Raw genomic sequence first — 12,922 nt, forward strand, 5'->3', positions numbered from 1 at the left:
CCGTCATGCCGTCGCCCCTCGCCAAACGGTCCGTCGAAACGCTCCTGTCCGTGCTGCTGGTTCTGCTGAGCGTCCTGGGCCTGGCCGCCCCGAGTGCCGCGGCGGCCGGCTCGCCCGCCCGCCCGGGACCGGACTGGGAGCGCATCGCCGCCTGCGAGAGCAACGGCCGCTGGCACATCAACACCGGCAACGGCTACCACGGCGGTCTGCAGATCGACCCCGCCACCTGGCGCGCCTACGGAGGCCGCCGCTACGCCCCGCGCGCCGACCTCGCCACCCGCGACGAGCAGATCGCCATCGCTGAGCGCATCGTCCGGGACCGAGGCCTGTCGGCCTGGCCCAACTGCGCCCGGACCACCGACGACGGCGACAGCACCTCCCGCGCCACGGAGCGGAACGCGTCGGACGACCCGGCCCCGCAGGCGGCCCCCCGCACCCGCAGCCGCACCTCCTCCGGCCACCCCACCGCCCGCACCTATGTGGTGCAGCCCGGCGACTGCCTCTCCGTCATCGCGGAGCGCACCCGTACCCCGGGCGGCACCAAGGCCCTGTACGACCTGAACAAGGACACCCTCGACAAGGGGCCGGACCACATCTACCCGGGGCAGCGGCTGCAGCTGCGGGCGTGAGTCCGGCGCCGCGCTCCGCCGGGCGCGGTGCGCCTGGGGGCCGTCACGGTGAATCCGCTGATCGGTGCGGGTGAATGCGCGGGACGGGCCGTTGCTCAGGCTTGGTGGATGGGGGCACGGCCGGTAGCAAGGCGCGGGGTACCAACCGCGAGGTGCAGGAGCACACAGTGAAGAACATGGCACGCATCAATGTTGTGATTGCAGGGGCTTGCGGTCTGCTCCTGGCCGTCGGCGGGGCGTCGCCCGCACAGGCCTGGGACGGGCCGTTCGACGGGGACGGCGTGTGGAACAGCGACACCTTCGCCAACTTCCATGCCGGATTCAGCTGCCGCAACCGGGCCAGAATCTGCATCAACGGGCCGCTGAACAGCGGAAACGTCCGGAACTCGCAGAACGTCCACCTGTCCGGCAACAACAGCAACAGCGGTAGCCCGACCAACGTCAACGGCAACACCAACGACGACGCCGGCGGCACGACCGGAGCCGAGAACAAGACCAGCAACAACCAGCAGCACATCGGCCGCGGCGGCAAGCAGAAGCTGTGACCCGACGCTGATCAGGCCCTCCGGCCCCGGCGCGTCCGGGGCCGGAGGCATGTCCGGAAGGGGCGCCGGATGGCCGGGGCGCCGCACGACCGCGGGGGAAACGGCGAGCGCCCGGCGGAATCCGCCGGGCGCTCGGGGAACGGCTGTCGAAGAGGACCGTGGGCCGTAGCCGTGTCAGGGGCCGGTCCCTGTCAGTGGAGGAGGCCTTTCACGATGTGCTGCACGCTGTTGCCGCTGCCCTGCGAAGCGCCGGTGACGGCGTTGGCGCTGTTGGTCGACCCGTTGGTGTTGGCGATGTTGCCGCTGTTGTTCGGGTTGCCGTGGTTGATGAAGTTGCCGCTGTTCAGGCTGTTGCCGCTGCGTACCGGACCGTTGATGCAGGGGTGCGGCGACCGGAAGACCGGCGAGTTGTAGTTGAAGTCGGCGAGCCGGTTGTTGCAGACCACTCCGGAGACCATGCCGGCCACGGTGCCGACGTCGGCGCCCACGACGGCGGCGAGCAGGGAGTCGCTGGGAATCACCTGGGCCCGGGCCACCCCGCTGCCGAGCAGCACCAGCCCGCACGCCCCGACAACAGTGCTTGCCTGCGCAATTCTTCTCACGTCGCTCCTCGCCTCTTCGTCCTTCGGATGCCAGACGTATCGTGCTGCCGCGGTCGGCCCGCACCGGCGTTCAACCCGCGGGGAGCAAAACCCCCGGCGGCCACAATCAGCCGGGTGGCCCAACACTTCGTGGGGCTTTCGCGGGACGGCCGGCCGTGCGCGGGCAGGCGAAGAGGACCGGCGGCGGGCAGGGGCGCTCGGTCCGCGGCCGGCGGGCCACCGGGAGCGGCCGGGCATCCGGCATCCGGCGCTCAGAGCACGAGCCGCTCCGGCATGGGCTGCTCCACACCGTCCAGCTCCAGCGTGCACCGGGGCATGGAGGGGACGAGGTGCGGCTGGCGCAGCAGGACCCGGAAGGGGTGGGCGGGCTCTTCGGGGAGTTCGCCGGTCAGCACATTCATGCCGGCGCTGTGTTCCTTCTGGTACGCGACCACCTTGCCGTCGACCAGGAGCTCGATCTCCCCGGACCGGCCGGGCCCGACGTTCACGGTGATCGAGTGGTCACCCTGATCGAGATGGAAGTGGTGGCTGTGCCCCATGGCGCACCTCCGGCAGTTCGTCGGTGACGACCGGCGGCGCCGTCCGGACGGACAGCGTGCCGGTCCGTCCTTCCAGCGTAGGTTCCGCGAGCGACAATTGTGGTGGGTGCCGGGCGGCCGGTTCACGGAGCGCGGGTCGGCGAGACCTGCCCGGAGGGACCGGGCGCCGGGCCGGCAGGAGACGACGATGAACGGCTCGGTCCGCGTCGGACAGGTGGTCGGGGTACCGCTGCGTATGCACTGGAGTGTGCCGCTGCTGGTGGGCCTGTTCGCGTACGGACTCGGCCGGCAGGGCCTGCCCGTCTGGACGCCGGGGCGCTCGGACGCCGTGTACGCCGTCGGCGGGGTCGTCGGGGCCGCGCTGCTCATGGGGAGCCTGCTGCTGCACGAGACGGCACATGCCGCGACCGCTCTGCGCAAGAAGATCTCGGTGCAGGACGTGACGCTGTGGGCGCTGGGCGGAACGACCCGGATGGGGCGGCCGCAGAGCGCGGGGGCGGCCTTCGCGGTGGCGGTCAGCGGGCCGCTCATCAGCCTGGTCATCGGCGGTATCGCGCTGGGGGCCGGGGTCGGGCTGCACGGGCTGTCCGGCTGGGCCGTGCCCTCCGTCGTCCTGGCCTGGCTGGGCTGGGCGAATCTGTTCCTGGGCGTGTTCAATCTGCTGCCCGCCGTGCCGCTGGACGGTGGCCGGGTGGTGCAGGCGGTGCTGTGGTGGCGCACCGGGGACCGGGAGCGGGCGGACCTGGCGGCTGCCAGGGGCGGGCAGATCATGGGGCTGCTGCTGGTGGCCGCCGGCTGGATCTCGGTGCTGCGCGGGGCGCCGGGCGGGCTGTGGATCATCTTCATCGGCCTCTTCATCATGATCGTCGCCGGCGCGGAGCGGCGTCGCGCGGCCCTGCACCGGGCGCTGCGGGGGCTCCGGGTCGACGAGGCGATGTCGTCTCCGGTGGCCGGCGGTGCCGACTGGCTGACCGTCCAGCGCTTCATCGACGAGGTGGCCGTGCACTCCCGGCACTCCGCGCTGCCGCTGCTCGACTTCGAGGGCCGCCCCAGCGGCATCGTGCAGGTGCGCCGGCTCGCGACGGTACCGGCCCCGAGCCGGGAGACGCTGCGGGTACGCGAGGTCGCGACCCCGCTGTCCCAGTGCGCGGTCGCCGCCCCGGACGATCTGCTGACCGAGGCGCTGGACAAGCTCAGTCTGCGGACCGGCGCCCGCATCCTCGTCGTGGACGCGGGGCATCTCGTGGGGATCATCACCGGGAAGGACATCTCCCGGCTGATGCAGCGGGGCACCCTGGGCGGAAAGGAGAGCGCCTGACCGGGGGACCGCGGCGGACGCGCGCCGCCGCCCGTCGGCGCCCACAATGGTGGTACGGAACGCCCCGGGGGACACGGGGCCTGCCGGAGCGGAGGCCCGGAACGGGACAGGGGTATGGAGTACGTCACCGTGACCGCGCTGAGCCACCCCGGCCTGCTCCGCGAGCACAACGAGGACAGCCTGGTGGCCGGCCCCTGGACGCTCTGCGGCACCATGACCGAGAACCCGCAGACCCTGGTGTTCCCGCTCGGGACCCCGCTCGTCGTCGCGGTCGCCGACGGTATCGGCGGGCAGCCGGCCGGAGAGGTGGCCAGCGCCCTGGCCGTACGGCAACTGGCGGCGCTGGGTCCGACCCTGGGCACCGAGGAAGCCGTCCGTGACGCCCTGAACCTCTGCAATGGCGCGGTGTACGCGGCCGCCGGCCGGGACCCGGAGCTGTCCACCATGGGCACGACGGTCGCCGGAGCGGTCGTCCTGGCGGAGTCGCTGCTGGTGTTCAACGTCGGCGACAGCCGGGTGCTCGACACGACGGCGGACGGTCTGCGCCAGGTGAGCGTGGACGACAGCCCGCCGCTGTCGCCGGGGCGGCGCACCACCTCGCTCGTCACCCAGGCGCTCGGCGGCACACCGGAGTTCAGCGCCATCACCGCCCATGTCACCGAAGTGCCGCTGTCCGCGGGCGACCGCTACCTGGTGTGCACCGACGGTCTGACCGACCCCGTCCCGGAGGACGCCCTCAACGACGTGCTGCAACTCCACAGCGGCGGCCGGGCCGCCTTCGAACTGTGGAAGTCCGCCATCGAGGCGGGCGGCCCCGACAACATCACGCTGGCGCTGATCGGCATCGGCGAGTAGCGCGGACCGGCCGGTCCGGAACGGCCCACGGCGCGCGACGCCGCATCCTCGGGCTAACCCCACCTCCGGTCTCAGGTCTGCCGGATGGGCGGTGGAGGACCGCTCAACCACCCTTGCCCCATGACGACTTACCCCCATCGCGCCCTCCTCCTCACGCTCTCCGTCGCCACCGTCGCCACCACCCTGACCGCGGCCGCCCCGGCGGTCCGCGCCGACGCTCCTGACGCTCCCGGCGCCACCGTGCCCGCCCTCGCCTGGCGGCCCTGCGCCGAGCCCGGCGGCCCGGCCGGCCAGGAGTGCGCCCGGCTGCCCGTACCGCTCGACTACCGCGACCCGGACGGCCCGCAGCTGAGCCTCGCCGTGACCCGGGTGCGCAGTGAGCGGCCCGCGGCGCGGCGGGGGACGCTGCTGGTGATCCCCGGCGGGCCGGGCGGGTCCGGGGTGCAGCGGCTGGCGGCGAAGGGGCCGGCGCTGCGCAAGGCGATGGCGGGGGCGTACGACCTGGTCGGCCTCGACCCGCGGGGAACGGGCGGAAGCACCCGGGCGAGCTGTGAACTCGACGCGGCCGACCGGCACTTGGTGACCCTGCGGTCCTGGCCGGGGCCGGACGGCGAGATCGACGGGAACGCCGCCCGCTCCCGGCGGATCGCCGAGGCGTGCCGCCGCCATGGCGGTGCCGTGCTGCGCAGCTTCACCACCGTGAACGAGGCGCGCGACATCGACCGCCTCCGCCGGGCCCTGGGCGAGGAGAAGCTGTCGGCCTGGGCGTACTCGTACGGGACGTACGTCGGAGCGGTGTATGCGCAGAAGTACCCGCGGCACACCGACCGTTGGGTGCTGGACAGCAGCAGCGACCCCGACCCGGCCCGGGTGGGGCGCGGATGGCTGGCGAACACGTCGGCGGGCACGGACGACCGCTTCCCCGACTTCGCGGCCTGGGCCGCCGACCCGGCACGGGAGAGCGAGGGGCTGCGGCTGGCGCGGCGGACGCGGGACGTCCGGCCGCTGTTCCTCGCGCTGGCGGCGAAGCTGGACCGCGAACCGAAGGAGTCCACCACACCGGGCGTCCCGCTGACCGGCAACCGGCTACGGCAGGCGCTGCAGAACGCCCTGCAAAGCGACGCACTGTTCGCCGGGACCGCCCGGCTCATCCAGCAGGCCCAGGATCCGGCCGCCGAGCCGGTGCTGCCGGACACCCTCGCGGGGCCGCTGTCGGACCAGGACGCGGCGGCCATGACGGCCACCGTCTGCAACGATGTGCGCTGGCCGGCGTCGGTCCCCGCCCACCGGCGCGCGGTGGCCGCCGACCGCGCCCGGCACCCGCTCACGGCCGGGTTGCCGGTCAACATCACGCCCTGCGGCTTCTGGCAGGCACCGGCGGAGCCGCCCACCCGGATCACCGCCGACGGCCCGTCCAACATCCTGATGGTCCAGAACCGCCGGGACCCCTACTCCCCGTACTTCGGCGCGCTGAGGATGCGCCGGGCCCTGGGCGAGCGGGCACGGCTGCTCACGCTCGAACACGGGGGCCACGGCGCCTACTTGAACAACGGCCCCGCCTGCGGCGACCGCACCGTCACCGCCTTCCTGACGATGGGGCGGCGGCCGCAGACGGACAGCCACTGCGGCGGCTGAGACTGCGGCGGCCGAGGGGGCAGCGGCTGGGGTGCGCGGAGGCCGACCGCCGAGGCCGACCGCCGAGGCTGAGTGGTCGGCTGCGTCTTGGTACTCATCGGTGCTCGCGAGGCAGAGGGCGAAGCCTCCCTTGTCAGCGAACCTGGTCGCTCTTCGGCCCGATGCCTTTGACCCTGGTCGGAGTTCCGTCCGGGGCGAATGAGTGGTGGAAGGTGAAGGCGTGCGGCACGGAGCCGTGGTCGTGGAGGTGCTCCAGCTTGGAAACCCCGTCCTGCCAGGTGGGTATCGCGCCGTCGGCGACCCACCAGCACACGTAATTCGGGTGCTCTGCCCTCTCGAACCAGTCGTAACGCCGGTTCAGCGCCTCACGGTGCAGACCGGTGTAGACGGCGTCGAAGGCGGGGCGCAGGTCGGTCCAGAGGGAGAGTGTCGCGGCCAGGGCGGTGGTTTCCACCGTGCGGCCCTTGCCGTACCAGGTCGGTACGGCGAACTCTCCCCATGCACCCCAGTCCGCCTCGAAGTGCATGCCCCGGTCACCGTCCGCCGCTTCAGCACGCGCGAGGTACCCGGGGTGCTGACTGATCTTCCGGTAGACGGCCTCACCAAGGTCGTAGAACTCGTGCGTGAGGGGTGCGGGATCGGCGAGAGGTGACTTCAGGACGCCGAATGTGTACAGCGCAAGATGGGGCATGCATCTCTTCCTGGTTGGGGTGCCTGGTGTGGCCCCGGTGTGGACCCGGTTCAGTTGCTTACGCACGGGGGCGAGGAGTCGTGGGGCGTGACCAACTCATCCCGTCGCGGGTGGCTCAGTCCGAAGGAACTCCTGTGCGACCGTGGGCGATCGCCGAAGACCAGGTGAAGGTAGCGGCCTCCGCGGGCCATGTCGAAGTTGCGTTTTCCCTGTCCAAGTGGCCTCTTGCACCGGTCATTTCGGGGGCCGGGGCGGTGACGGGCGGGGCGGGCTGCGGGGTACCAGTGATCCACTTCGGCCGGTCGGTTCGCCCGCCATCGCGCCGCTGGCGTGGCCGGTTCGCCCAGGCGGGCCTGCCCGGAACTGGCCCGTGAGGCCGTCCGGCGGGGCATCGCCCCGTTCATGTCGGCGTCGACCGTGCGTCGCCGGCCGGCCCAGGACGCGCTCAAGCCCTGGCAGCACCGCACCGGCAGCGTGAACAACCCCCGAAGGATTTACTACGCCGACCACTGAGCGCGGAGGCTAACCGCCGAGCCGGATTCCCTTGACGGCGGTGTCGAAGACCGGCCGGTACTGGTTCCACTGGGCGTTCGGCGCGACGAGGTAGACCACGTACTGCGTGCCGTCGGTGCTGCTGAACGCCAGCTCCACCGCGCGGTACTTCCGTTTCGAGCCGTCGAAGGTGAACTCCCAGTACCCCGCGGGCCGTCCCCGGAACGTCGTGGGGTCCATCCTGACCCGCTCATAGTTCGGGTTGTCCCGGCGCGTCTGGTCCTCTTCGGTCTCCCGCCAGTGCCGGAGCGGATCGGACTCCCCGGCGAACGGGACGATGTTGATCCGCAGGCCCGCCAGCCCGGAGACATAGGCGATCTCGGCGCCCGGCGGGTCCTGGCGTTTCCAGCCGTCCCGTATGGGGAGGGAGAAGTCCGAACCCTCCTTCTTGAGGTGGTACCCGGCGGGAACCGGCGGCGGCGCGGAAGGGCTGGTGCTCGGGGGAGGGCTGGAGGCGTTCGCCCCGGCCGGGCGGGCGCTCGTTGCACCGGTACCGCCCCAGGGCCAGAGCAGCACACCACCGGTCACGGCGGCGGCGAGGGCCGTCGCCGCGGCACCCCACAGCACCGTGCGGCGGCCGCGCCTGCCCTCCCGGGAGGGAACCGCGGGGACTTCGGCGCGATGCGGCCGGGTGGGCTGATCGCCGAGAGCGGTCACCGTGCCGGCCGTGTGGCCGCCCAGGAGGCGTTCGGCCTCGTGGGCGTCCATGCGCCCCCCGGGTTCCTTCACGAGCAGCCCCTCGATGACCGGGCCCAGGTCACCGGCGTTGCGCGGGGGCGGGTACTCCTCGGTGGCGATGGCGTACGCCGTCTCGATCGCGGTGTCCCGGCCGAACGGGGGGCGCCCTTCGACCGCCTGGTACAGCGTCGCGCCGAGGGACCACAGGTCGCAGGCCGGGCCGGGCTCGGCGATGTTGGTCCGGAGGCGTTCCGGCGCGAGGTACTGGATCGACCCGACCAGTTCGCCGGTCCGGGTCAGCGAGGGCGTCCCGGCCTGCACGGCGATGCCGAAGTCGGTGAGGACGATCCGCCCGTCGTTCCCGAGCAGCACATTGGCGGGCTTGACGTCCCGGTGCAGCACCCCGGCGTCGTGGGCGGCGCGCAGTGCGGCGGCCATGCCGCGGCCGATCCGGGCCGCTTCATCGGGCGGCAGCGCGCCCTTGCGCTTCAGCAGGTCGCCCAGGGTGACCGAGGGGATGTACTCCATGACGATGCACGGCAGGCCCTCGTCGTCGACGACGTCATGCACCACGATCACATGGGGGTGGGTGATCCGGGCGGCGCTGCGGGCCTCGCGGCGGGTGCGCTCGTAGAGCGTCTCGATCTCGTCGTCGTTCAGGTGCGGCGGTACGAGCAGTTTCTTCACGGCGACCGGCCGCCCGAGCAGCTCGTCCTCGGCCCGCCACACCGTGCCCATGCCGCCGCGGCCGACCCGCTCCACCAGCCGGTACCGGTCGGCCACGAGCCGTCCCAGATCGGACACCGTGAGTTCTCCTCCGCCGCACGCGTTGCACAGTCTGCGAGAGCACCATAGCCCGCGCATCCGAGCGGCCCGGAGGGTGGCATTCCGCGGTGGCCGGTGCCGTGGGCGGGCCGCAGCAGCGGGGCCGCTGTGCGCGGCGGTAACTGCCGCGGTGGCCGCCCCCGTTCGTCCCCGGCCGCCCCGGTTTCTCCCTCCCCGGCCGCGACCGTGGCGCCCCCGAGCTGCGCGCGAGAGGTGGTGTGGTGCATGTGTGGCGCCTCGGATGGTGCCGCCGTGGCGCCATTGGTGCCATTCATGCGCCATGGTGACTTGCGGTGGCGCCATGATAGTGCCACTATGGCGTCATGGACCTCACGCCCTACGTCGACAATCTCCGGCACGAGCTCGCGGTCGCCGCGGACGCGGGCGGAGACGAAGCCCGTGCCCTGGCCGAGCGGCTCACCACCCCCCTGGAGTCGGCCGTCCGGCTCACGCTGCTGAACGCACTCTCCTCCGCCATGACCGAGATCACCCGCGACCTGGCACCGGGGTCGGTCGATCTGCGGCTGCGCGGGCTCGACCCCGAGTTCGTGGTGACCGCACCACCGGTCCAGGAGCCGTACGGGCAGGCGGAGTTGCCCGAGGCGGCGGCCGGTGAGCCGCGGGCACCCGCGCCCCCGGCTCCTTCGGACGCCGACGAGGGCGGCACCGCGCGGATCAACTTCCGCCTTCCCGCCCATCTCAAGGCCAGGGTCGAGGACGCCGCAGGACAGGAGGGCCTCTCGGTCAACGCCTGGCTGGTGCGGGCCGTCGCCACCGCCCTGGAGCCGGGCGCCCCCAGCCGCCCCACGACCGGCCGCAGCTCCCACCACCGGGGCCAGCAGGGCTACACGGGCTGGGTCCGCTAGGACGGGCCACGCCCGGGGATCGGGAACCGACCGCCAACCGGAGGCCGCGAGAACCACCCCGCCCCTGCACCGACGCACAGCGCCAAGGCACAGCGCCAAGGCGCATCACCAACGCACAGCGCCAACGCACCGCACCACTTCTCGCTCACTCGCTTAACTCACTCACTCACTCATTCATTCACCCGCCCTCCCGGCGGGAACTCACACCAGTCATGAGGACGGCACAGCCATGCCTGCTTTCGACACTCCCGAACCGCTCTCCGTCACCATTGAGCTCGACCTCGGCTCCGTCCGGATCGCCGCGAGCAAGCGCATCGACACGGTCGTCGAGGTGCTGCCGCGCGACGCCACCGCGGAGGCCGATGTGCGGGCCGCGCAGCAGACCAAGGTCACCTGCTCCGGCGGCAAGCTGCTCGTCAAGGGCCCCAGGAAGCGCTCGCTCTTCGGAAAGTCCGGATCCCTCGATGTGACCATCGAGCTGCCGGCCGGCTCGGACCTCCTGGGCACCGCGCCCATGGCGGACTTCACGGTGGAAGGCCGGCTCGGCGAGTGCCGGCTCAAGACCTCGTTCGGCGATCTCCAGGTCGACGAGGCGGAGGCCGTCAACCTGCGGACCGACTACGGCGCCATCCGGCTGGACCGGGTGTCGGGGGATGCCGAGCTCGTCGGCGCGGGCCAGATCGAGGTCGGTGAGATCGGGGGCGAGGCGCTGGTCAAGAACGGCAATGGCGGGACCATGATCGGCGAGGTCACCGGCGCGCTGCGGGCGCGTGCGTCCAACGGCCTCATCTCCGTCGGTGTCGCGCACGCCGGAGTCGACGCCAAGTCCGCCAACGGTGCCATCCGGATCGGCGAAGTGGCCCGCGGCCAGGTCGCGCTCCAGGCCGCCGCCGGTGACCTGGAGGTCGGCATCCGTGAGTCCACCGCCGCCTGGCTGGAGGTGACCACCGGTGCGGGCAGCGTGCGCAATGACCTCGGTGCCGCCGAAGGCCCCGGCGACAGTGCCGAGACCGTCGAAGTACGCGCCCACACCAGCGTCGGCAACATCCTGATCCGCCGTTCCTGACCAGGCCTCGGACGTTGCTGACCAGGCCTCGACCGCCCCTGACCAGACCTCGGCCGCTTCTGGGCGGCCACTACCACCACACCCAAGAAGCGGGAGTGTCATGATCATGACTTCCACGACCGCCGTCGCGTCGGCGATCAGTACCACCGGGTTATCCAAGTCCTACGGCGACAAGGTGGTGCTCGACGGCATCGACCTGCGCATCCCCGAAGGCACGGTCTTCGCCCTGCTCGGGCCCAACGGCGCGGGCAAGACCACCACCGTGCAGATCCTCTCCACCCTCATCCCCGCCACCGCCGGCCAGGCGCGGGTCGCCGGTCACGACCTGGTCCGCGAGGCCGATGCCGTACGCGCCGCAATCGGCGTCACCGGCCAGTTCTCGGCGGTCGACAATCTGCTCACCGCCCGGGAGAACCTGCTCCTGATGGCGGACCTGCACCATCTCGACCGCCGCGAAGGCCGTCGGCGGGCCACCGAGCTGCTGCGCCGCTTCGAACTCACCGAGGCCGCCACCAAGCCCGTCGTCACCTTCTCGGGCGGGATGCGCCGCAAGCTCGACCTCGCGATGACCCTGGTCGGGGACCCGCGCATCATCTTCCTCGACGAGCCGACGACCGGACTCGATCCCCGCAGTCGGCGCACCATGTGGGAGATCATCCGCAGCCTGGTCGCCGACGACGGCGTCACCATCTTCCTGACCACGCAGTATCTGGAGGAGGCCGACCAACTCGCCGACCGCATCGCCGTCCTGGACCAGGGAAAGCTGGTCGCCGAAGGCACCGCGGACGAGCTGAAGCGACGGATCCCCGGCGGTCATATCCGCCTCCGGTTCCAGGACGTGTCCGCACTCGCCTCGGCCGCCGCGCTCTTCGACGCCACCGCACACGACAGCGAAGCGCTCACTCTGCACGTCCCCGGGGACGGCAGCGTCCCCGCCCTGCGCGCCGTCCTCGACACCCTGGACCGTGCGTCGATCCGCGCCGAGGAACTGACGGTGCACACCCCCGACCTCGACGATGTCTTCCTCACCCTCACCGGCCGCGACAGGTCCGCCAGCGAGGCCAACTCCCTGAAGGAGAACGCCTGATGACCACCCTGTCCTACGCGGCCCGCGATGCCCGGACGATGCTGCGGCGCAATCTGAAGCATGCGCTGCGCTACCCCTCCATGACGGTCTCGGTCATCGCGATGCCCGTCCTGATGCTGCTGCTCTTCACCTATGTCTTCGGCGGCGCCCTGGGGACCGGCATCGGCGGGGCGGCCGACGGCAGCACCGAGTACATCGACTATGTCGCCCCCGGCATCATCCTCATGGCCGCGACCTCGGGTGCCCTGGCCACCGCGGTCGGCGTCTGCGTCGACATGACCGAAGGCATCGTCAACCGGTTCCGCACGATGGCGATCTCCCGTGCGTCCTTCCTGACCGGGCATGTCGTCGGCAGTGTCCTGCAGACACTGGTCAGCATCGCCTTCGTCATCGGCGTCGCGCTCCTCATGGGCTTCCGTACCCATGCCACGCCCCTGGGATGGCTCGCCGCCGCCGGTCTGCTCACCCTGCTCACCCTGGCGCTGACCTGGCTGGCGGCCGCCATCGGCCTGGTGGCCAAGAATCCCGAGACGGCCAGCAACATACCCTTGCCGTTCCAGTTCCTCCCGTTCCTCGGCAGCGCCATCGTCCCCCCGGAGTCCATGCCCACCGGGCTGCGCTGGTTCGCCGAGTACCAGCCCTTCACCCCCGTCATCGAGACGCTGCGGGGCCTGCTGATGGGCACCGGGGTCGGCGCCGAGTGGATCGCCGCCGTGGCCTGGTGCGTCGGCCTCACCCTGGTCGGCTACCTGTGGGCGCGCTCGGCCTTCCGCCGCAGCGCCACCCGCTGAACGGCCGCTCCACCGGCCCCTGCGCAAGCCACTTCACCGGCCGGCCGCTGCACAAGCCACTTCACCGCGCGCACTCACCACGCACTCACCGCGCATGCAGCGCATCGCACCCCTTCACCGCGTGTGCACCGCCCGCCCGCCACCGCACCACTTCACCGCGCGCTCCACCTTGCACGCCGCCTTGCGCGCCACTTTGCACTCCACCTCGCACTCCGCCCGCCGCTTCACCGTGCCGTCATCTGC

13 protein-coding genes are annotated in these 12,922 nt (G+C 72.0%); 9 read left to right on the forward strand and 4 right to left on the reverse strand.

Annotated features, from left to right (window positions below; translation table 11 throughout):
- Positions 1-5 precede the first annotated feature (5 nt).
- Complete coding sequence (locus STRNI_RS22175; RefSeq protein ID WP_018092320.1) at positions 6-629, forward strand: LysM peptidoglycan-binding domain-containing protein; 624 nt, start codon at positions 6-8, stop codon at positions 627-629.
- A 167-nt stretch (positions 630-796) separates the two neighbouring features.
- Entirely contained in the window at positions 797-1,174 is a 378-nt protein-coding gene (locus STRNI_RS22180) for a hypothetical protein (protein WP_018092321.1), read from the forward strand.
- 191 nt (positions 1,175-1,365) lie between these two features.
- On the opposite strand, the gene STRNI_RS22185 is transcribed toward STRNI_RS22180, so the two are convergent.
- Both STRNI_RS22185 and STRNI_RS22190 read right to left on the reverse strand, forming a co-directional pair.
- Complete coding sequence (locus tag STRNI_RS22185; RefSeq protein WP_026170102.1) at positions 1,366-1,776, reverse strand: SET domain-containing protein; 411 nt, start codon at positions 1,774-1,776, stop codon at positions 1,366-1,368.
- 251 nt (positions 1,777-2,027) lie between these two features.
- Entirely contained in the window at positions 2,028-2,315 is a 288-nt protein-coding gene (locus STRNI_RS22190) for a hypothetical protein (protein ID WP_018092323.1), read from the reverse strand.
- Between the two features lie 187 nt (positions 2,316-2,502).
- Between STRNI_RS22190 and STRNI_RS22195 the strand changes: the two genes are divergently transcribed.
- The 3 genes from STRNI_RS22195 to STRNI_RS22205 all read left to right on the forward strand — a co-directional run bounded on the left by STRNI_RS22195 (position 2,503) and on the right by STRNI_RS22205 (position 6,123).
- Entirely contained in the window at positions 2,503-3,633 is a 1,131-nt protein-coding gene (locus STRNI_RS22195) for a site-2 protease family protein (RefSeq protein ID WP_159487517.1), read from the forward strand.
- A 114-nt stretch (positions 3,634-3,747) separates the two neighbouring features.
- A complete protein-coding gene (locus STRNI_RS22200) occupies positions 3,748-4,488 on the forward strand; it encodes a PP2C family protein-serine/threonine phosphatase (RefSeq protein WP_018092325.1) in 741 nt (246 codons plus the stop codon).
- A gap of 120 nt (positions 4,489-4,608) precedes the next feature.
- Positions 4,609-6,123: an alpha/beta hydrolase gene (locus STRNI_RS22205; protein ID WP_277411870.1), complete on the forward strand. Its 1,515-nt coding sequence runs from the start codon at positions 4,609-4,611 to the stop codon at positions 6,121-6,123.
- Between the two features lie 133 nt (positions 6,124-6,256).
- Here the strand turns inward: STRNI_RS22205 and STRNI_RS22210 are convergent, their stop codons facing one another.
- Both STRNI_RS22210 and STRNI_RS22215 read right to left on the reverse strand, forming a co-directional pair.
- The gene (locus STRNI_RS22210; RefSeq protein WP_277411871.1) at positions 6,257-6,814 is read right to left on the reverse strand and encodes a DUF3291 domain-containing protein; all 558 of its coding nucleotides are present in this window, start codon (positions 6,812-6,814) and stop codon (positions 6,257-6,259) included.
- Between the two features lie 522 nt (positions 6,815-7,336).
- Positions 7,337-8,848: a serine/threonine-protein kinase gene (locus tag STRNI_RS22215; RefSeq protein WP_277411872.1), complete on the reverse strand. Its 1,512-nt coding sequence runs from the start codon at positions 8,846-8,848 to the stop codon at positions 7,337-7,339.
- Positions 8,849-9,192: 344 nt separating this feature from the next.
- On the opposite strand from STRNI_RS22215, the gene STRNI_RS22220 reads away from it, so the two are divergent.
- The 4 genes from STRNI_RS22220 (at position 9,193) to STRNI_RS22235 (ending at position 12,679) form a co-directional block, all read left to right on the forward strand.
- Complete coding sequence (locus STRNI_RS22220) at positions 9,193-9,735, forward strand: hypothetical protein (protein ID WP_159487525.1); 543 nt, start codon at positions 9,193-9,195, stop codon at positions 9,733-9,735.
- A 229-nt stretch (positions 9,736-9,964) separates the two neighbouring features.
- Positions 9,965-10,801: a DUF4097 family beta strand repeat-containing protein gene (locus STRNI_RS22225; RefSeq protein WP_093648201.1), complete on the forward strand. Its 837-nt coding sequence runs from the start codon at positions 9,965-9,967 to the stop codon at positions 10,799-10,801.
- A 106-nt stretch (positions 10,802-10,907) separates the two neighbouring features.
- A complete protein-coding gene (locus STRNI_RS22230) occupies positions 10,908-11,888 on the forward strand; it encodes an ATP-binding cassette domain-containing protein (RefSeq protein WP_277411873.1) in 981 nt (326 codons plus the stop codon).
- Positions 11,888-12,679, forward strand: coding sequence for an ABC transporter permease (locus tag STRNI_RS22235; protein WP_277411874.1), 792 nt, complete (start codon positions 11,888-11,890; stop codon positions 12,677-12,679). Before STRNI_RS22230 ends, STRNI_RS22235 begins: the two co-directional genes overlap by 1 nt.
- The last annotated feature ends 243 nt before the right edge of the window (positions 12,680-12,922 follow it).

This window comes from Streptomyces nigrescens, assembly GCF_027626975.1.
GTDB classification, from domain to species: Bacteria; Actinomycetota; Actinomycetes; order Streptomycetales; family Streptomycetaceae; genus Streptomyces; species Streptomyces nigrescens.

Bases quoted from the DNA above. Each gene is read 5' to 3' on its own strand.
- STRNI_RS22175 (WP_018092320.1), top strand. From the start codon at position 6: ATGCCGTCGCCCCTCGCCAAACGGTCCGTCGAAACGCTCCTGTCCGTG.
- STRNI_RS22190 (WP_018092323.1), bottom strand. From the start codon at position 2,315: ATGGGGCACAGCCACCACTTCCATCTCGATCAGGGTGACCACTCGATC.
- STRNI_RS22195 (WP_159487517.1), top strand. From the start codon at position 2,503: ATGAACGGCTCGGTCCGCGTCGGACAGGTGGTCGGGGTACCGCTGCGT.
- STRNI_RS22200 (WP_018092325.1), top strand. From the start codon at position 3,748: ATGGAGTACGTCACCGTGACCGCGCTGAGCCACCCCGGCCTGCTCCGC.
- STRNI_RS22205 (WP_277411870.1), top strand. From the start codon at position 4,609: ATGACGACTTACCCCCATCGCGCCCTCCTCCTCACGCTCTCCGTCGCC.
- STRNI_RS22210 (WP_277411871.1), bottom strand. From the start codon at position 6,814: ATGCCCCATCTTGCGCTGTACACATTCGGCGTCCTGAAGTCACCTCTC.
- STRNI_RS22220 (WP_159487525.1), top strand. From the start codon at position 9,193: ATGGACCTCACGCCCTACGTCGACAATCTCCGGCACGAGCTCGCGGTC.
- STRNI_RS22225 (WP_093648201.1), top strand. From the start codon at position 9,965: ATGCCTGCTTTCGACACTCCCGAACCGCTCTCCGTCACCATTGAGCTC.
- STRNI_RS22230 (WP_277411873.1), top strand. From the start codon at position 10,908: ATGACTTCCACGACCGCCGTCGCGTCGGCGATCAGTACCACCGGGTTA.
- STRNI_RS22235 (WP_277411874.1), top strand. From the start codon at position 11,888: ATGACCACCCTGTCCTACGCGGCCCGCGATGCCCGGACGATGCTGCGG.